Source organism: Verrucomicrobiota bacterium (assembly GCA_016871495.1).
Lineage (GTDB): Bacteria > Verrucomicrobiota > Verrucomicrobiia > Limisphaerales > VHDF01 > VHDF01.
This window is the reverse complement of sequence record VHDF01000097.1, coordinates 1-18397: the sequence shown is the minus strand read 5'-3', so window position 1 is coordinate 18397 and position 18397 is coordinate 1. Positions and strand designations below refer to the sequence as shown.

At 61.2% G+C, this 18397-nt stretch carries 15 protein-coding genes and 1 pseudogene; 9 read left to right on the top strand and 7 right to left on the bottom strand.

Features of this window, described 5'->3' with window-relative positions:
• From FJ404_16800 to FJ404_16785, 4 genes are all read left to right on the top strand, one after another.
• Window positions 1–2937: hypothetical protein (locus FJ404_16800; GenBank protein MBM3824517.1), on the top strand; the 2937-nt coding region annotated here is incomplete at its 5' end.
• A gap of 29 nt (window positions 2938–2966) precedes the next feature.
• Window positions 2967–3851: a hypothetical protein gene (locus FJ404_16795; protein ID MBM3824516.1), complete on the top strand. Its 885-nt coding sequence runs from the start codon at window positions 2967–2969 to the stop codon at window positions 3849–3851.
• A gap of 40 nt (window positions 3852–3891) precedes the next feature.
• Entirely contained in the window at window positions 3892–5355 is a 1464-nt protein-coding gene (locus tag FJ404_16790; protein MBM3824515.1) for a hypothetical protein, read from the top strand.
• On the top strand, window positions 5340–7721 hold the full coding sequence (locus FJ404_16785; protein MBM3824514.1) for an amino acid adenylation domain-containing protein: 2382 nt from the start codon (window positions 5340–5342) through the stop codon (window positions 7719–7721). Before FJ404_16790 ends, FJ404_16785 begins: the two co-directional genes overlap by 16 nt.
• A 127-nt stretch (window positions 7722–7848) precedes the next feature.
• Here FJ404_16785 and FJ404_16780 read toward each other — a convergent pair whose 3' ends face one another.
• Window positions 7849–8235 (bottom strand): iron-sulfur cluster assembly accessory protein, encoded by a 387-nt coding sequence (locus FJ404_16780; protein MBM3824513.1) that lies wholly within the window; start codon window positions 8233–8235, stop codon window positions 7849–7851.
• A gap of 110 nt (window positions 8236–8345) precedes the next feature.
• On the opposite strand from FJ404_16780, the gene FJ404_16775 reads away from it, so the two are divergent.
• Window positions 8346–10028 (top strand): iron ABC transporter permease, encoded by a 1683-nt coding sequence (locus tag FJ404_16775; GenBank protein ID MBM3824512.1) that lies wholly within the window; start codon window positions 8346–8348, stop codon window positions 10026–10028.
• Between the two features lie 46 nt (window positions 10029–10074).
• On the opposite strand, the gene FJ404_16770 is transcribed toward FJ404_16775, so the two are convergent.
• Window positions 10075–10893 carry a GTP cyclohydrolase I FolE2 gene (locus tag FJ404_16770; GenBank protein ID MBM3824511.1) on the bottom strand — a complete coding sequence of 273 codons (819 nt, stop codon included), beginning with the start codon at window positions 10891–10893 and terminating at the stop codon, window positions 10075–10077.
• On the opposite strand from FJ404_16770, the gene FJ404_16765 reads away from it, so the two are divergent.
• The 3 genes and pseudogenes from FJ404_16765 to FJ404_16755 all read left to right on the top strand — a co-directional run bounded on the left by FJ404_16765 (window position 10892) and on the right by FJ404_16755 (window position 13624).
• Window positions 10892–12508: a hypothetical protein gene (locus tag FJ404_16765; protein MBM3824510.1), complete on the top strand. Its 1617-nt coding sequence runs from the start codon at window positions 10892–10894 to the stop codon at window positions 12506–12508. The two genes, FJ404_16770 and FJ404_16765, sit on opposite strands and share 2 nt — an antisense overlap.
• A gap of 15 nt (window positions 12509–12523) precedes the next feature.
• Window positions 12524–12613 (top strand): annotated as a pseudogene (locus tag FJ404_16760) (hypothetical protein).
• Between the two features lie 39 nt (window positions 12614–12652).
• On the top strand, window positions 12653–13624 hold the full coding sequence (locus FJ404_16755; protein ID MBM3824509.1) for a hypothetical protein: 972 nt from the start codon (window positions 12653–12655) through the stop codon (window positions 13622–13624).
• On the opposite strand, the gene FJ404_16750 is transcribed toward FJ404_16755, so the two are convergent.
• The 4 genes from FJ404_16750 to hemL are packed head-to-tail and all read right to left on the bottom strand — an operon-like array spanning window position 13603 to window position 16665.
• Window positions 13603–14100, bottom strand: a complete 498-nt coding sequence (locus FJ404_16750; GenBank protein ID MBM3824508.1) for a tRNA (cytidine(34)-2'-O)-methyltransferase — start codon at window positions 14098–14100, stop codon at window positions 13603–13605. The genes FJ404_16755 and FJ404_16750 overlap by 22 nt on opposite strands.
• Entirely contained in the window at window positions 14093–14917 is an 825-nt protein-coding gene (truA, locus tag FJ404_16745) for a tRNA pseudouridine(38-40) synthase TruA (protein MBM3824507.1), read from the bottom strand. The genes FJ404_16750 and truA overlap by 8 nt, the downstream gene beginning before the upstream one ends.
• A gap of 11 nt (window positions 14918–14928) precedes the next feature.
• Window positions 14929–15345: a Holliday junction resolvase RuvX gene (gene ruvX, locus FJ404_16740; protein MBM3824506.1), complete on the bottom strand. Its 417-nt coding sequence runs from the start codon at window positions 15343–15345 to the stop codon at window positions 14929–14931.
• A 21-nt stretch (window positions 15346–15366) separates the two neighbouring features.
• The gene (hemL, locus tag FJ404_16735; protein ID MBM3824505.1) at window positions 15367–16665 is read right to left on the bottom strand and encodes a glutamate-1-semialdehyde-2,1-aminomutase; all 1299 of its coding nucleotides are present in this window, start codon (window positions 16663–16665) and stop codon (window positions 15367–15369) included.
• A 124-nt stretch (window positions 16666–16789) separates the two neighbouring features.
• Between hemL and FJ404_16730 the strand changes: the two genes are divergently transcribed.
• Window positions 16790–17779 carry a malate dehydrogenase gene (locus FJ404_16730; protein ID MBM3824504.1) on the top strand — a complete coding sequence of 330 codons (990 nt, stop codon included), beginning with the start codon at window positions 16790–16792 and terminating at the stop codon, window positions 17777–17779.
• A gap of 60 nt (window positions 17780–17839) precedes the next feature.
• Here the strand turns inward: FJ404_16730 and FJ404_16725 are convergent, their stop codons facing one another.
• Window positions 17840–18319, bottom strand: coding sequence for a hypothetical protein (locus tag FJ404_16725; GenBank protein ID MBM3824503.1), 480 nt, complete (start codon window positions 18317–18319; stop codon window positions 17840–17842).
• Between the last annotated feature and the right edge of the window lie 78 nt (window positions 18320–18397).

Genomic DNA, 18397 nt, shown 5'->3' with positions numbered 1-18397 from the left:
AAACCAGAACACTTTGCCGTGCGCCGGATCGACTGGAACTCGAAATCCGAGAGCCTCCAATCCATCGCGGAACAGCTCGGGTTCACGACCTCCAGCCTGGTGTTCATCGATGATGACCCCGTCCAGTGCGCCGAAGTGAGAGCTCGTTGGCCCGAGATCCTGACGCTTCAGTTGCCCGCGAATGCGCACAAGGCCCTCTGCTTTTTGGAACAGGTATGGGAGCTCGATGCTCCCCTGACCTCAACGCTCGAGGATGACCATCGACAACAGTTCCTCATGGAGGAAACCCGTCGCCAAGCCAGTCGCCATGCCGCGTCCAGCCTCGAAGACTTCCTCGCCGGTCTTGACCTCCAGATCGAGATCGGACCGCTGAAACCTGAACATCGGGAACGAGTCTCGCAGCTAAGCTACCGCACCACGCAGTCCAACAGCTCGAATCAAAGACTCACGGCCCGGGAACTGGACGGATGGATCGAGAATTCAACTCAAGGAGGAAGAGTCGTTCACGTGCGAGACCGATTCGGCGACTACGGCTTGGTCGGCGTCATGCTTTACCGGGAAACCGCGCCCTCGCTCGACATCGAATCACTCATGCTGAGTTGCCGTGCACTCGGACGCGGAGTAGAACAAGCCATGCTCCAATGCCTCGCCCAGCATGCGCGGGACTGCGGCCTGGAGAAGCTTCGTTTCAAGTTCCAGTCCACCGCCCGCAACAAGCCAGCCAGCGACTTTTTGCATGCCTACGTCGCCAAGGACACCGCCACCAACGGGCACATCACCTTCGAAGTCGCTTCGGCCTTGCAACCTCCTCGGGGACGCGTCCAAACGAATCCCCCAATCTCGAAAACTCCAGACGTCGTCGCGACGGCCCAACACCCCCAGGAGCAGGCCGTGCCCCCCTACCCTTCCTTCGCCTGGCCCTTGGTGGACAGCGAGGAATCCCACCAACGCGCTTGTCTGTCGGTCGAACGGATCGAGTCCTGGCGTCGCACGCTGCGGGAACGCCGGCAATCTCAAATCTCAAAACCCCTGCCCGGTTCCAGCGTCGCGGATGTAGAGGCGGTCCTCACAGGCATTTGGAGCACGTTGATGCGAACCGATCAAATCGGACGACACGACAATTTTTTCGAACTGGGTGGACACTCCCTCACGGTCATCCAATGCCTTTGTCGCATCCGGGATCAACTCGGGGTCGAGGTTCCCATTCAGGCCATTTTTAAAACACCCACGATCGCCGAACTGAGTGCCACCCTTCGGGCGATGATGGAACGTCGAGCCTCAGCCCCCATTTCAACCACCCCAAGCCACCCTGTCCTGGAAACCTTCACGGCTCCAACCCCTTCGCGAAGCCAACCGGCGTCAATCTCGAAAACCCTGTCCGCAGACCGGATCACCACCTTGGCCATCCCAACGAGAGGCCGTCCAGACGCCCTCCTGCGAGGATTACCCACCTTTGTCGAAAATGCCCGCCAGCACGGTCACACCCCGCGCTACGTTATCCTGGACGACGCGACGACGACCGCCGAGAGGGCGCAATGCCAGGCGGCACTCGTAGAACTCGAACGCCGGCTTGACGTGCAGCTCCATTACGTCGATGACGCGGCGCGCCGCCATTTTGCAGCGCAACTTTCCCGCCGAACGTCGGTCCCGCTCGAAACCGTCCAGTTCGGCCTGCTGAGTCAGCCTCACGCGGAATACAGCCGAGGCGCCTGCGTCAACGCCATGCTCCTGAGCTCCCCAGGGGAAAGGATCCTGAGTGTGGATGACGATGTCCTTTGTCGTCCTTCTCGTCCTCCATCCTGGACGGATTCGATCAGGCTGGGGAAATCCCCCTATCCGGAAGCGTTCTGGCCCTGCGGTGATGTGGACTCCGCCCTCGCCTTCGCCAAGGACGGAAGCCTCGATTTCATAGGACTCGTGGATGAATACCTGGGAAGGACCACGGCCGAGATGGTGACGCAGAATCCTTATCTGGCGGAACGGTTGGATGGCCCCCAGGACGGACGGGTGCTGATGGCAACCCCGGGTATCGCAGGCGATCCTGGGTGGGGCTTGCCTTTCGGTTGGTGGGACGGGCCCATGGGATACCTGATGATGGAAGGCGAATCCTTTGGCCGGCTCACCCGCTCCCGCGAGGATTACCGTGCTTTCTGCTGCAGCCGGAGCTTGGTCCGATGCGCGGAAGCTCCCACTCTGACGCGATTCCGCGCCCACCTCACCACAACTCTCGGTTTGGACCATCGCGGCACGGGCCTGCCACCTTTCCTGCCCTGCTTGCGAGGCGAAGATGTTCTCTTCGGCGCGTTGATCCGCCGAAGTCACGCCAGCGACTGGGCGATGCATTTGCCCTGGCTCACCCCGCATCTTCGAATGCAGCCCAGAACCTTCCAACACGGCGAACTCTTTCGCAGCGCCTCAAGCCATGACGCTGCCCGCTTGTTCTTGGATTGCCTCAACGCCGCACCCGCCGACTCCCATCTTCAAGATCCCACCGCCCGCTGCCGTCGTTTGGGCGAGTTCCTGATGGAGATCGCCTCCTCCGACCGGGCCGATTTTGTGTCCTTCGCAACCTCGCAAGCCTTGCAATCCCGGGGCGGATGGCTCGAAGCCATGAGAGCCCGGCTTGAGGCCAATCCAGACGCGCCTTCCTTTTGGGCCCAGGATATGCATCGTTACATGCAAGTCTGTGAATCCTATCTGACCGACCCGATGTTCGGTATTCCGATGGACTTGTTGAGAGACGTCCCTGACCCCGAGGCAGCGTGGGACGAAGCCCAAACCTTGGTTCGTCGTTTCGGCGATTTGCTCGTCCACTGGGGAACTCTCGTGTCAGAGTCGCAGAAAATGAGGGGCGAAGGGATTGAACTGGCCCGTCCGCTCTCGGAGATTCGCGCTCGAAAACGCAGGCAGAACAGGAATTCCGATGGGGCGCTGTGACGCGTGTGCGCATTAGCCCGGGACGCGAAGTGGCGCGTTCCCGAGAGGGAGGAAAGAACCGGTTGTTCGCGACCGGTGATCTCGAACTGCCCGAGTCCTGCTCGCACTTCGCCAGCCTCGACCAGCGTGCCGCCCGCCTCGCCACGGTGCCCGGAGGCAAATCCACCTCGGAAATGCGAGCATGGCTGGGAGAACTCGCGGCCGAAGGCTGGCTTTTCAGCAAGGCTTGCTGGCACGAGAGTTTCCGCTCCGCTCACCACTCCCCGCCCAATCCATCCACCTTGGATTCCATGGTCATCGTGACCCGAGAACGTCCCGCCAGCCTGCGGCGCGTGGCGCGATCTTACGCGGAGGAATGGGCGGCCCAAGGGCGGCGAACTCCCATCCAGGTCTTGGACGATAGCGCGACGCCGGAGTCCCGGAGTCAAAACCAGATGGTCCTGCGCGAAGTGCAAGCCGAATGGGGCGTCGCTTTCGCCTACGCCGGACTCTCCGAGCGCATTCAATTTGCTCAACGGCTTGCGCTGCGAACAGGAGCCCATCCTGGAGAAATCGCGCACGCGCTTTTGCCCACGCCGGACTTCCGTGCCTGGGCTCAAGCAACCATGAACCGGCACGCGCTCGGACACCGGTCGATCCTCGAAGCCCAGCTCTCCGCACACCAGGAGGCTCCCGCGTTCTGGCGGAAGGATGTCTCCCGTTACTTGACCCTGCTGACGGAGGCCTCGCAGCGGCCAGACTATTGGTTTCCGTTGGATTTTGCCGCCGATCCTTCCCCCAAGGATGCGGCGGCCGCGGTTGCCGGATCCTTGGGACAACTGGGACGGATGCTGAAACTTTGGCCTCAGTTGCGTGAGGATGCCCTCAACATGGTCCATTCGGGTCAGGGACTATTTCAATCGATCGATGGCTGAAAACTTCCATCCTCCCTCTCGTTTGATAGCGCACCCGCGCATGGCACCGGGGGTCGAGCTGCCGGTTCACCGGCGGGCGCTGGACCCGCACGAAGCGGCGGGCCAAAACGACAAGTCAGGTCATTCCAAACGCAGTCCCCTTTCCCATAACCAACAATATCTTTGGTTCGTCCATCAGCTGAATCCCGAGAGCAACGCCTATGTGATACCCATCGCTTGGCGGATCCGGGGTCCTCTCAACCTGTCGGCCTTGCAATCGAGTCTGAACGACTTGATCCAGCGCCACGAGGCTCTGCGACTGCGGTTCGGCGAGGAAGGTGGCCAGCCGTATCAACAGGTTTGCGATATCCCGCATTGGCCGCTTCGACAGGTCGAATGCCAGGGCTCGGAGCCCTCGCAGGCAGAAGCGAAGTTGAACGAACTGCTGCGCCAGGCGATGCGCGAGCCCCTCGACCTCTCCAGCTCGGGACCCATCCGAGGCCTGCTCATGCGCCTCGGAGCCGAGGATCACGCCTTGCTTCTGGAAATCCACCACCTGGTCTGCGACGACTGGTCGTGCGGAATCCTCGCCGCCGAACTGTCCAAGCTTTACGCAGGCCATCTGCAACACACCGCCCCCTCTCTGACCGCGCTTCAGAGCGGATTCCTTGAATTTGTCCAATGGCATCGCGACGCGCGGGAGAACGATGGCTTCGAAAAGGAATTGGGCTACTGGCTCCCCAGGCTCGTTCGAAGTACTGATGAAACGGAAGCCCCGTTTCCCCCCTCCGTTCCCGCCGAAAGTAGTGGATCTCCCGGCGGACGCATTCCGTTGCATGTCCCGCACGAACTCGTCAAAAAGCTGCTCAAACTGGGAGGCGCGAGCCGAGCCACCCTGTTCATGACGTTACTGGCGGGCTTTCATGCCTTGCTTCACCGCTGCGGAGGCCAATCGCGAACTCGGGTCGGAATCCCTTCCGCGGGACGGCTGTGGAGCCGGGTGGAATCGACGGTGGGCTACTTCGTCAACACGCTTCCTCATGCGGCAGACTTTCAACCGTCGATGTCATTCACGGAATTGATCGAGGACGTTCGCGGAACTTTGGTCCAGGATCTGGCTCACTCGGACGTCCCCTACGGGCGGATCGTGAATGGTTTGCAAAAAGTTCGAGGTCTTCCCGCTTCTCGCAGCCCCCTCTTGACCTCGATGTTTACGCTCCGGCAATCCGACTCCGAGTTTGGCTTGGAAGGCCTTCGGGTCGAAGGCATCGCGCTCCCGGCGCTCCAGTCGCAGTTCCCGCTTTCACTCTGGCTGGCCCAGAAATCCACGGGCTTGCACGGCTATTTGAGTTTCGCCACCGAAAGCTTCGACGAGTTTACCGCCCGAGGCCTCGCGTCCAGTTACCTTCAATTGTTGGAATCGGCCGTCGCCGAACCCGCGCGACCCATCTTCAGGTGGGCGATCATGTCGGCCTTTGCTTGCGCCGGACGCCCAATCTCATTGCGGCGATGTTGGGCGTCCTGAAAGTGGGGGCCGCTTACGTGCCCTTGGATCCCCACTATCCCAAAGATCGGCTTGAATTCATCATCGCGGATTCGGGCGCCAAGATCGTACTCGCGGAATCCGGTCAACTTGAACTTCTCAAGAGCTGCTCCAGCCCGATCGTGCAACTCGACGGCCAAATGGAAGCGCCGACCAGCTTCCAGACAAGGCCTCCCATCCCCGCGCACACCGCCGCCTACCTGATCTACACTTCGGGTTCCACCGGCCGCCCGAAGGGTGTCGTGATCGAACATCGCAACGCGGTGAATTTCGTGCGCTGGGCCTTGGGCGTCTATCCCATGGACGACCTGCGCGGCGTGCTCGCGGGAACAACCATCGGCTTTGACCTGTCCATCCTGGAGATTTTTGTCACGCTCTCGGCCGGAGGCACCCTGTTGCTGGCGGAAAACGTGCTTCAAATCGAGGACGTGTCCCTGAGCGCGGAAATCACCCTCGTCAGCACCGTACCTTCCGCTTTGGAAGCGTTACTCGCCCGCGGTTCGCTGCCTCCGACCGTCCGTAATGTCACCCTGATCGGCGAACCCTTGACCCAGGCCCTGGTGGGACGCCTCGCCGCCCTGCCCCATGTTCGCTCAATCTACGACCTCTACGGCCCCGCCGAAACCACCACCTGCTCCACATGGTCGAAGCGGATGTCTCAAGACGTCGCGAACGTGGGACGCCCCGTCGACAACACGCGCCTTTACGTCCTGGACCCTGCCCGTCAACCGCTCCCACCCGGGGTAGCTGGCGAATTGTTTATCGGAGGAGCGGGCGTCGCGCGCGGTTATCTCAATCGCCCGGAGTCCAACGAGCAACGATTCGTCAAGGATCCCTTCTCTCCCGACCCCGAAGCTCGCATGTTCGCCACCGGCGACGTGGTTCGCTACCTCCATGATGGGCGCTTGATCTACTTGGGAAGAAATGATTTTCAGGTCAAGATCCGGGGTCATCGCGTGGAGTTGGGCGAAATCGAAACCCACCTCACTCAGCATCCGGGCGTCCGCCAGGCCTGTGTCCTCGCCAAAGCCCAGGGCACCCTCGGGGCGGAGATCATCGCGTTCGTCGGAAAATCCCCGGGATTCTCACCCACTCCCCAGGAACTCCGCGCTTTCCTCAGGGATCGACTTTCCGACTTCATGGTTCCTGCGCGAGTCCACGTTCAGGAGCAACTGCCTTGCAACGCCCATGGCAAGGTGGACCGCCCGGTCCTGCTCGATTTGGACGAGAAAACCTCAGTCTCCCGTCGTGACTCCGGTGGCGCACAGGCAACCGCCAAGCCCGAGAACCTTTTGGAGTGCGAACTGTTGGAACTCTGGCGAAGCATGCTGCGAGCACCCGATCTCCGCGTGAACGACAACTTCTTCGAATGTGGAGGGCACTCCTTATTGGCATTGGAACTCTTCGGTGAAATGGAACGAAAGCTGGGCTGCAAATTGAGGTTGGCCGCGCTCCTCGACTTCCCCACCGTCCGGCTCCTCGCCCAGGCCATTCAGTCCGGAGGCGGGCAATCCTCCCACCGCTCGCTCGTCCAAATCCAAGGCCGGGGCTCCTCGCGCCCACTCTACTGCATCCACGCGCACGGGGGACACGTCTTGTTCTACCGTGACCTCGCCAGGCGCCTGGGTGATGAACAACCCGTTTACGGATTGCAGGCTCCCAGCCTCGACGGCGAGGCGCCTCCTCTGGAAACCGTTGAAGCCATGGCTTCGGCCTATCTCTCCGAAATCAGGCGAACGCAGCCTGCCGGACCTTACCGTCTGGCCGGATGTTGCGCCGGGGGCATTATCGCATTGGAAATGGCGAAGCAGTTGATGAAGGCGGGACAAAAGATCGACTTGCTGGTCCTCATCGAAACCAACGCCCCGGGTTACACCGTCTACCGTCAGAATATCCCGCGCTGGATGCGCTGGGTGCAAGGCCGCATCCAAGAAACCCAGCTGCATATCGGCAGCCTGCAAATGCTGAGCTTTCCGGAGCAAGTCGCCTACCTCAAGAAACGCTGGATCCATCCCCTCCGACTCATCGGGAAACGAATCCGCAATGCCTTGGGAAGCCACCGCGATGGACCGGCTGAGAACGGCCCGCTCACGCGCACGCAGGAAGCCATCATCAGAGCCATTCGCAACTACCGCATCGACGGTTATCCCGGCGAAATCATCTTGTTCAAAGCGCAACGAACGCGCTTCGGCGCCGCACCCAGCCAAGCGCTGGGTTGGGAATCGATCCCCATGGACCACCTCACCGTCCATGAAACACCGGGTTACCCCGGCGCGCTGGTGCTGGAGCCACGCGTTGGACTCATGGCGGTCCAACTGAAGGAACATCTGCGCCGCACCGGCTCGTAACGGTTCAGCGGCTGATCGAACCTCACAGCACCGGGGGCCCTCACGCTCCGCATGAGCACAACCCATGGCGATTCACCAAACGCGAGGGCGGGATGGTGAAGAACTCTTGCCGCCCCTCCAGGCGTCGTCAGGCGCTAAAACTCTCACCGCAGGAACAACTCGTCGCCGCGTTCGGATTCTTGACCTTGAATCCCCCGTCCTCCAAGGCCTCCACGTAATCCAGTTCGCTCCCCGAAACGTACAAAGCGCTCTTCGGATCCACCACGACCTTGACCCCGGATGATTCCACCAGGAAATCCCTCGCGGCCGGACCATCCTGCAGATCCATCTTGTATTGCATTCCGGAGCAGCCGCCGCCGATCACCGCCACGCGCAGCACGCCGTGCAAACGACCCTGCCTCGAAAGCAACGACACCACCTTGCGAGCAGCGTTTTCGGTCAGCTTCACCAGCCTCTCGTCGGCGATGCGGTAACTGGACGCCGGAGGAGAACCGGCTTTGGATGTGGATGCCATCATAAGTTTGACGCTTGCAAGGTAGCCGCCGCACGGTTCACCGTCAACGCGTGCAACCACGGTGGCGGAAATCCTCGCGCCGCGCAACAGCTCTCCTCCCCGCCGCCGGACTGGCTTTCGCAATCCTGGCTTTCTTCGGGCTGTTCCTCGCGTATCCGGTCTCGCATCTGCTGCGCAGGGCGTTCTTCGACGATCAAGGTCTGACGCTCACCCATTTTCGTGTCCTGTTGGAAAGCCCCCTCTTGCAAGCGTCGCTGTGGCAAAGCCTGCTGCTCGCCACGCTGACGACCGCGACCGTATCCGTCCTCGCCTTCGCCATGGCCCACCTCATGGTCCGATGCGAGTTCCCCGCCAAGACCTGGTTCGCGGGTCTTCTTCTCCTGCCCATGGTGCTCCCCCCCTTCGTGGGCGCAATCGGCCTGCGCCAACTCTTCGCCAAGTACGGCACGGTCAACCTGATCCTGATTCAAGCGGGATGGGCCTCGCCCGAAGACCCTCCGGACTGGCTGGGCAGCAACGCGCTCGCCGGCATGGTGCTGCTCCAATCGCTCAACCTCCACCCCATCCTCTACCTCAATCTCGCCGCCGCCATGGCCAATGTCGATCCCTCCCTGCTCGAAGCCGCCCGCAATATGGGAGCTTCAGGCTGGCGCGTCTTTCGCACCATCACCCTGCCGCTCGTCATGCCAGGATACTTCGCCGGCGCCGCGCTCGTCTTCATCTGGTCCTTCACGGACCTCGGCACTCCCTTGATCTTCGGCGTGTCGCGCGTGGTCCCCGTCCAGTTGTTCGACGCTCTCACCGAACTGCAAGGCAATCCACAAGGCTACGCCCTCGTCACGCTCGTGTTGGTCCTCAGTCTGGGGCTGTTCCTTTTCGGACGCGCCTGCCTGGCAGGACAGCGTCACGAAATGTTCGCCCGCGCGCAAAGTCATGGGTCCGGAAAACCACTTCGAGGAACCCAGGCCTTTCTCGCCGGCACGGGTTTGGCCGTGTTCATGCTCATCTCGCTTCTTCCCCACCTCGCTGTGGTCCTCCAGTCTTTCGCAGGTCAATGGATTCTATCCGCGTGGCCGACCGATTGGACCCTCGCCCATTATCAGGAAGTTTGGAATCATCCCCTCACCGCCAGCAGCATCAGGAATAGCCTCGTTTTCTCGAGTTTGAGTGCCGGTCTCGATCTGTTCCTGGGCATCGGCATCGCCTGGATCCTGACCCGCACCCGGCTTCCGGGGGCCTGGATGCTGGATGCCTTGGCGATGGTTCCGCTCGCCCTTCCCGGCATCGTTCTGGCCTTTGGCTATGTCGCGGCGTTCGACATCCCGGACTCGAGCTTTCCAACGCTCAATCGATGGATCGATCCCCGGGAGAATCCCACGCTGTTGCTCATCATCGGATATGCGGTCAGGAGGCTTCCCTACATCGTCCGCACGGCGGTGGCGGGCTTCCAACAATCGAGCGTCACCCTCGAAGAAGCATCGTCGAATCTCGGCGCGACCCCGTGGACCACCCTCCGGCGCATTACGCTTCCTCTCGTCGCCGCCAACTTGATCGCGGGAACGATTCTGACTTTCGCATTCGCCATGCTCGAAGTCAGCGACAGCATCGTGCTCGCCATGAAGGAAAACTACTTTCCCATCACCAAAATGATCTGGATCCTCATGGGCCGGATCGAGCCTTCATCCGCCGCCGTGGCCTGCGCCTTGGGCGTGCTGGGAATGCTGATTCTGGGTGGAGCCCTGCTCGCCGCAGCGCTCGTTTTGGGCAAGAGATTCGGCCAACTCTTCCGGTAACACGATGGCTCGAAGCCGGAAGACCGGCGCCCCCCGCAGCCGCCCGTTATCCCTTTTCGATCAACGCGTAGGCGTTGTGATTATGGATGCTCTCGTAATTCTCCGCCTCCACACTGTACCATGAAACGTCCTGATGCCCGTTGAGCTTCAAAGCCACGTTGCGCACCAAATCCTCGACAAAGACCGGATTCTCATAGGCCCGCTCGGTCACCGCTTTTTCGTCCTCCCGCTTCAGAAGGGCATACAACTCGCTGCTCGCCGAACTCTCCACCAATGCGATGAGGTCCTCGATCCAAATGGACCGGTGCGAGCGAATGCGCACGGTGACCATCCCCCTCTGGTTGTGCGCTCCATAACGGCTGATGGCCTTCGAACAGGGACATAACGTCGTGACCGGCGCCTTGATGGTCAGGACAAAATCAATTTCGCGGCCATGCGCGGTCGCGTCAAACCTCGCCGTGTAGTCCATCACGCTCTCCCGGCCCGAAACCGGCGCCTTCTTGGTCAGGAAAAACGGAAACTCCATTTCCAAATGCGCGGAGTTCGCCTTCAACTTGGCCTGCGTCGCCTGCAGAATCTCCGTAATGTTGTCCACATGAATCCTGTTGCCATGCGCGTTCAACACTTCGAGGAACCGGCTCATGTGCGTGCCCTTGAACTCCTTCGGCAAATCCACATACATCCCGATCGTGGCAATGGTGTTTTGGTAGGCATGGGCTTTGTCTTTGATCTGAATCGGAAACCGCACCCCACGCACTCCCACCTTGTCGATCCTCAACTCGCGGTGGTCTCTTTCGCTCTGCTTGTCCGATAACGGATGGCTCCCCGGCTTGCCGGACGGCTTCGAAGGTTCACTTAAAATCATGCCGCCTAGGCTAGCAAAACGCAGAGGAACCGCAAATTGGAATCGAACTCATTCTCTTTTGACTCGCAAAAACGGAATCCTTCATGCCCTAAGGAAGAGAGTGGTCCAGTCGCAAACCGCCTGGATTTCCATGAAAACGTTGACCATCAACGACTTAAGAACAAGCATTAATGGCACATACCGTTGCACCGCGCTCTGGTGCTTCTCATTCCTGCTAACCCTGGGGGCGTTTGGCCAAGTTCGCGTGTGGGACAACGGCGGTTCTTCCGGCGATTGGGGCACGGCCGCGAATTGGGATCTCAATAACGTTCCGGACTCAAACGCAGAAACAGCTCAATTTGGGGCTGTCGGGCCCGGGGCCATCAATCAGGATATCGGCGGCGGCGGCACCGGGGTCACGGTGGGACAAATCCATTTCGCGTCCGGCGGCATCGCCCGCACCATTTCGGGCAATACGATCACGATCAACGGGCTCGCGGGAACCGGCATCCTCAATGACTCCAGTTCGGCCCAATCCATCAGCACCCCCGTCGTCGTGGCCGCCAATCAGTCTTGGAATGCCGCCAACGGCAACATCACCGTTTCGGGGACCATCCAACTGGGCGGCCGATCTCTGACGATTGATGGATCCCAGAGTACAACCCTCTCCGGAACGATTTTGGGAAGCGGCGGCACCCTGACCAAGACCGGTTCAGGCACGCTGACCCTCTCCGGCAACAACTCCTACTCGGGACTCACCACCGTCGCTGGCGGCACCCTCATCGCCTCAAGCAGCACCGCCCTCGGCGCCACCAGCGGCGATACCACGGTTTCCTCCGGCGCCACCCTCGCACTCCAGGGAAATATTTCGATCGGCAACGCCGAAGACTTGACGACCTTGAACGGAGCGGGTGTCGGGGGTGGAGGAGCCCTGCGCAATCTTTCGGGAGACAACCGGTGGCGCGGAAACATCACCTTGGGCAGCGGAGCGACCATCTCTTCCGACGCCGGAATCCTTCAACTTGGCATCGATCCCAGCACGCTGCGCACGCTGAACATCGGCGCCAACACGCTCATTTTTGATGGCGCTGGGTCCACGACCAATAACATGCGTATCATCGGCACGGGTAATGTCATCAAGCGCGGCACCGGCACGCTCACCTACATTTCGGTCGCCAATAACACCTACACGGGCTCCACCACCGTCGAGGATGGCGCCCTCGCCCTCGACAACCTCAACAACGCAAACGGCGCGATCGTCGGGCCTCTGATGATCGGCGACGGCATCGGAGCCGCGGGTTCCGCGGAAGTGCAGTTGGGCTTTTTCAACGCCGCCAATCAACAGATCGCCAACACCTCCGCCGTCGCCATCCATCAAGACGGACGGCTTCGGCTGAACGGCCAACTCGAAACGTTCGGCACCCTCGCCATGACCGGCGGCTCCATCGACATGAACCAATTCAACGCGCCCGGAGCGAGCGTGGGTTCTCTCACCCTCGGCGGCGATGTCACCGGCAACGCGGCCTCCACCACCGCCACCATTTCCGGCAACTTGATCCTCGGCACCGGTCCCCGCACCTTCACCATCGCCAACGGCTCCCCCGCCGTCGATATGTCCGTCTCCGCCGTCATTTAAGGAACCTCCAGCCTCATCAAACAAGGCGCGGGCACTCTCGAATTCTCGGGTGCCAACACGTTCACCGGCGCCATCCAGATCAATGGCGGCACCCTCCGCGTTTCCAGCGACACCCATTTCGGCAACTCGGCGAACACGCTTTCCTTGGACTCGGGCACTCTCAATATCGGGGGAACCTTTACGGCCGCCGCTTCCCGCACGCACACCATCGCCTCGGGCGGAGGCGCCATCGACGTGGACTCCGGCCAAACCTACAGTTTGAACGCCGCCAATCAGCTCACCGGATCCGGGGCCCTCAGCAAACATGGCCAGGGAACTCTCACGCTGGGAAATGCCATGAACTTTTCGGGATCCCTGGCGATTAGCGCCGGCGTGGTTCGCTTCACCTCCAATGACCTGCTCGGGGACAACGTCCCGATCAGCATCGCCGCCGGAGCCACCCTCGATCTGAACAACAACAGCGACACGCTCGGCCCCCTCTCCTTCACCGGCGGCACCGCCCAGTCCAGAGCGGGCGTCCTTACCCTCAACGGGAACGTCACCGGCAACGCCAGCTCCACCATGGCCACCGTCAGCGGCAACCTTTCCCTCGGCGCATCCACCCGTATCTTCAATATCGCGGAGGGTGGGGCCCATCCCGACATGAATGTCACCGCGTCGATTTCTGGCGGAGCCTCGGGGCTGATCAAAACAGGCACCGGCACCCTCCAAATATCAGGCGCCAATTCCTATACCGGCGAAACGGATCTCCAACAAGGCACCCTGCTCCTCGGCGCGGGATCCAGCGTGCTCCAGTTCGATGCCAGCCAGTCGATCGGGTGGACCGGTGGGACCTTCCTCACCATCGCGAATTGGAGCGGCAGCACCAGCGGTGGCGGAACGGATCGGGTGATCTTCGGGAGCGCCGACACGGCGTTGACGTCTTCGCAAGTGGCCCAAATCCGGTTCCTCGATCCGTTCGGAGCGGGCTCAGGCTTGATCGCCGCCCGCATCCTGCCCACCGGGGAGGTGGTTCCTATCCCCGAGCCCGCCACCGTTTTCTCCGCCGCCGCTCTCGCTGCCTTCGTCAGCTGGCGCGAGCGCAAACGCATCGCTCAATGGTTCGTCCGCAAGTGATCGCAGTCGGCAAACCCCTGCTGGCGCAAAGCTTCGAATAACACCAGCGCCGCGCAGTTCGAGAGATTGAGGGATCGCGCCTCAGGATGCCGCATCGGCACGCGCAACCACCGGTCCCGATGACCCCGCAGCAGTTCCTCCGGCAGTCCGAGGGTCTCCCGGCCAAAGATCAGCCAGTCCCCCCAGGCAAAGGACGCTTGATCGTAGCGCTTCGGACCGCCCGCCTCGATCATCCACGTCCGCGATCCCGCGGGGAGGGCGCCGCAAAACTCAGTCCAATGACTCCAGATTTTGAACTCCACCTGCCTCCAGTAATCCATGCCCGCTCTTTTCAATTCCCTGTCTCCCAGCTGAAAACCCAAAGGCCCGACCAAATGCAACATCGAACCCGTCACCGCGCAGAGCCGCGCAATGTTCCCCGTGTTGGGAGGAATCTCCGGCTCCACCAGCACCACATGAAACTTCCGCTCATTCATCGGGAACGCCCTCCTCAACCGGTTCCAGGCCTCGAGGATCCCGTGCCCCGCCCGCGTAAGCAACCCGCCACAAAACCAACCCGTGCGCCGGCGCCGTCATGCCAGCCAGCCGCCGGTCCCTCGATGCCAGCATCGCCAGCACCGAATCCGGTCCCAATTTACCCAGCCCCACTTGGACCAGCGTGCCCACAATCCCCCGGCACATCTTGTAGAGGAACCCATCCCCTTCGACACGAAACGTCAGCAACGCTCCAGACCGCGTCACCTGCAATCGCGTCAAAGTACGAACGGTGGAGTGCACCGGATATCCCGCCTGCGCCGCGAACGCCTTGAAATCATGGCGTCCGACAAGCAGCGTCGCCGTCTTCCGCATCGCGGTCAGATTCAAAGGACGGGGAACATGCCAAACCTGGTTCAGGCGCAACGGGTCATGCGCGGGATGATTCCACACAAAATAGCGATACTCCTTGCACGACGCGTCGAAACGCGCGTGAAAACAGCCGCTCACCCGAGCCGCCCGCATCACCCGAATCGACTCCGGCAGGTGAGCATTGACCGCCAACACCAGCTTCCGAGGCGTCATTCGAAATTGGGACCGAAGCACGTCAAAGTGCGCCACCATGCCGCGGGCATGAACCCCGGTGTCCGTCCGGCTGGATCCCTGAATTCTCCCCAGTCCCGGGAACAGGCGGCGCAGTGCTTCCTCCAGTTTCTCCTGCACGCCCACACCGGTCTTCTGCACCTGCCACCCCGCAAAGGGCGCCCCGTCGTAAGCCACGACGATCTTGATGCGCAAGCGATCCTCGCGATCCGACATGGCCCCGGCTTTCACACCGCAGGCTGGCTGTCCAAATAGGACTGGAGCAAAATCGCGGCCGCCGCCCCATCGACCCGTCCCCGGCGTTGTTTTGACTTCACCCCGGCGTCCTGGAGCATGCGATGAGCCTGCACCGAGGTCAGACGCTCGTCCCAGGTGATCACCGGGACCTTCAACTCCGTCCTCAGCCGTTCCACGAAAGCCCGCACCGTTTCCGCAGCCCCTCCGTAACTCCCGTCCATGTTGCGCGGCATCCCGACGACGATCTTCTCCACTTCGTGTTCGCTTACCAGCCGCGACAAACGCGGAAACACCTCCGCTTCAGGCTCCGCGGGGACGAACTCCAAGGGTTGCGCAACCGTTCGCAAGGGGTCGCTGATCGCAATGCCCAAGCGGGCGCTTCCCGGGTCAATGGACATGATTCTCATCGCGCGCCTCGTCTCACAAGATCAAGCGAGGGATTCGAAAACCTCGGTCGCCGCCGCAATCGTCCGGTCGATATCCTCCGTCGAATGCGCGGCGGAAATGAATCCCGCTTCAAATTGGGATGGCGCCAAAAACACCCCGCGTTCCAAAAGGCCATGAAAAAGCCGCCCGAATCGAACGCGGTCGCTCTTCATCGCGTCCGCCAAGTTATGGACGGGTTCGGCCGTGAAATATCCGCAAAACATGGATCCCACCCGGTTGAATTGAACCGGAATGCCGGCCTCCGCGGCCGCCTTTTTCATCCCGGACTCCAGCCTCGCTCCAAGAGCCTCGATCGCCGGATACACATGGCCTCGAGCCAGCTCCCGCAACGCGGCCAGGCCGGCCGCCATGGCAAGCGGATTGCCGCTCAGCGTCCCAGCCTGATAAACCGGTCCCAAAGGAGCCAGCAGATCCATGATTTCGGCCCGGCCACCGAAGGCTCCCACGGGTAAGCCGCCCCCGATGATCTTCCCAAAACACGAAAGGTCGGGTTTGACCGAGTAGAGGGATTGAGCCCCCCCCCAAGCCAGCCGGAATCCGGTCATCACCTCGTCGAAAATCAGCAAGCTCCCCTCTTCCGTGCAAAGTTCGCGCAGCCATTGGAGGTAACCCGGTCGCGGCGGATACAAACCCGCGTTGCCCGGCACGGGTTCCACGATGACCCCGGCCACCATTCCCCGGTTCGCGGCGAAGAGCTCCCGTAACGGCGCTTCCTCATTGAAAGGCGCCACTAACGTGTGCTGCGTGAATGCCGCGGGAACGCCCGCGCTGTCCGGATGTCCAAAGGTCAAGGCTCCCGAACCCGCCTTCACCAGCAGCGAATCCGCATGGCCGTGATAGCACCCGTCGAATTTGATGATCTTGTCCCGCTTCGTAAACCCGCGCGCCAAACGAATGGCCGACATCGTCGCCTCGGTGCCCGAGTTGCAGAGTCTCACTTTTTCAAGGCTCGAGACCGCCGAGCACAACAGCCGCGCCATCTCCACCTCGCCGGGATTCGGAGTGCCAAAGCTCGTTCCCTCCTCCGCCGCCCGCTTCACCGCCTCGACAATGGCCGGAAACGCATGCCCCAAGATGGCAGGCCCCCAGGTGGACACATAATCGATATAGCGCCGTCCGTCCGCGTCCTCCAGCCATGCTCCCCGCGCCCGGCGAGTAAAAAAGGGCGAGCCCCCCACCGCACGAAAGGCGCGCACGGGAGAATTCACGCCCCCAGGGAGATAGCGCAAGGCTTCCGAGAATAATCGGTCCGATTCCGCCTGTAGTCGCGTCGTGGTCATCGTCGGCCAAGCACTAAACACCACACCCGCAGGACTGCAAAGCCCAAACTCCCGCTTGATTTCACTTCCCCGGTTCTCATACTCCGCGGACCGTAAATCGGATCGCTTTTTCATCCTCCATGCTATGAGTTCATCGCCCATTCGAGTCGCCGTCACCGGCGCCGCCGGCCAGATCGGCTATTCTCTCCTCTTTCGCATCGCCTCCGGAGCGATGTTCGGCCCCGGCCAGCCGGTCATCCTGCACCTCATCGAAATCGAGCCCGCCCTGGGCGCTCTCCAAGGCGTGGTGATGGAACTCGATGACTGCGCATTCCCTCTGCTCAAAGGCGTCGTGCCCACCTCGAGCCTCGACGAGGGGTTCCGGAATGTGAATTGGGCCTTGCTCGTGGGCAGCATTCCACGCAAGCAGGGCATGGAGCGCAAAGACCTTCTTGGCATCAACGGCAAGATCTTCGTCGGTCAAGGCCGGGCCATCGAGAAAAACGCCGCGCCGGATGTGCGGATTCTCGTGGTGGGAAATCCCTGCAACACCAATTGCCTCATCGCCATGAATAACGCCCGGGGCATCGCGCGTGACCGCTTCTTCGCCATGACCCGCCTCGACGAAAACCGCGCCAAAGCCCAGTTAGCCAGGAAAGCGGGCGTCGATGTCACCGCCGTTTCCCGCATGACCATTTGGGGGAATCATTCCTCAACCCAGTATCCGGATTTTCACAACGCTCAGATCTCAGGGCGCCCAGCCACGGAAATCATCCATGACGAGGCCTGGCTCCAGGGCGACTTCATCTCGACTGTCCAGCAGCGCGGCGCCGCCATCATCAAGGCTCGCGGCGCCTCCAGTGCGGCCAGCGCCGCCAATGCGGTGGTGGACACCGTCCGTTCGATCGTGACCCCCACCGCCGCGGGCGATTGGCACAGCGTTTGCCTGCATTCCGACGGGAGTTACGGGACCGATGCGGGCCTCATCAGTTCATTCCCGGTGCACAGCGACGGCAAATCCCTGGAAGTGGTGCGGGACCTTCCTTTGAATGAGTTCAGCCGCGCCAAAATCGCTTTGACCATCAACGAGCTGAAGGAAGAGCGAGCGCTCGTTTCCGAGCTGATCCCCGGCTAACGCTCGAGGGGTGCGGCCTCGAAACCCCGAAACTTCTCCAATCGCTCAGGGGCGAAAGTTTCAAGCCGCACTGGATCTCGCCTCGTTCGCGGAATCGACCCCAACATGGATGGAAATGGGGGTTGCCCCCAATCCATCACGCCGTTCGGCGCACTCTAAAACCTGATTGATCCGGTCCACCAAGGGCACCAACGCGTCCTTCTCCCGGATTCGAATCGGTCCCCGAGCCCCCCCATACAACCGGGCATCGATTTCCCGCACCACTCGATCCACGGGTCCAACAATGTTATCGGTTATTTGCAATGCCACGTAGAACACGCACGAAATCAGGATCGGATACGCGATGGCTACGACCGGCACGCAGTTCATGACCATTTCCAGCGCCTGGAGTGGTTGAGGCTGGTTTGACCACTTTTGAATCAAGACAAAAAGACTGCCTCCAAATACCAATGTAGGTACCGTCATGGCCAGCACGATAACCCACATGAGTCGCTGTTGCAGTCTCGTCTTTATCGTAAAAGGACCTTTTCGAGAGTTCATAACTGGTCTCTTGAGCTTCTTTTCCGCAGCCCGAGGAGGTCTACCCCGCCACGACCTCGTTAAACTGCGTTGAGTATA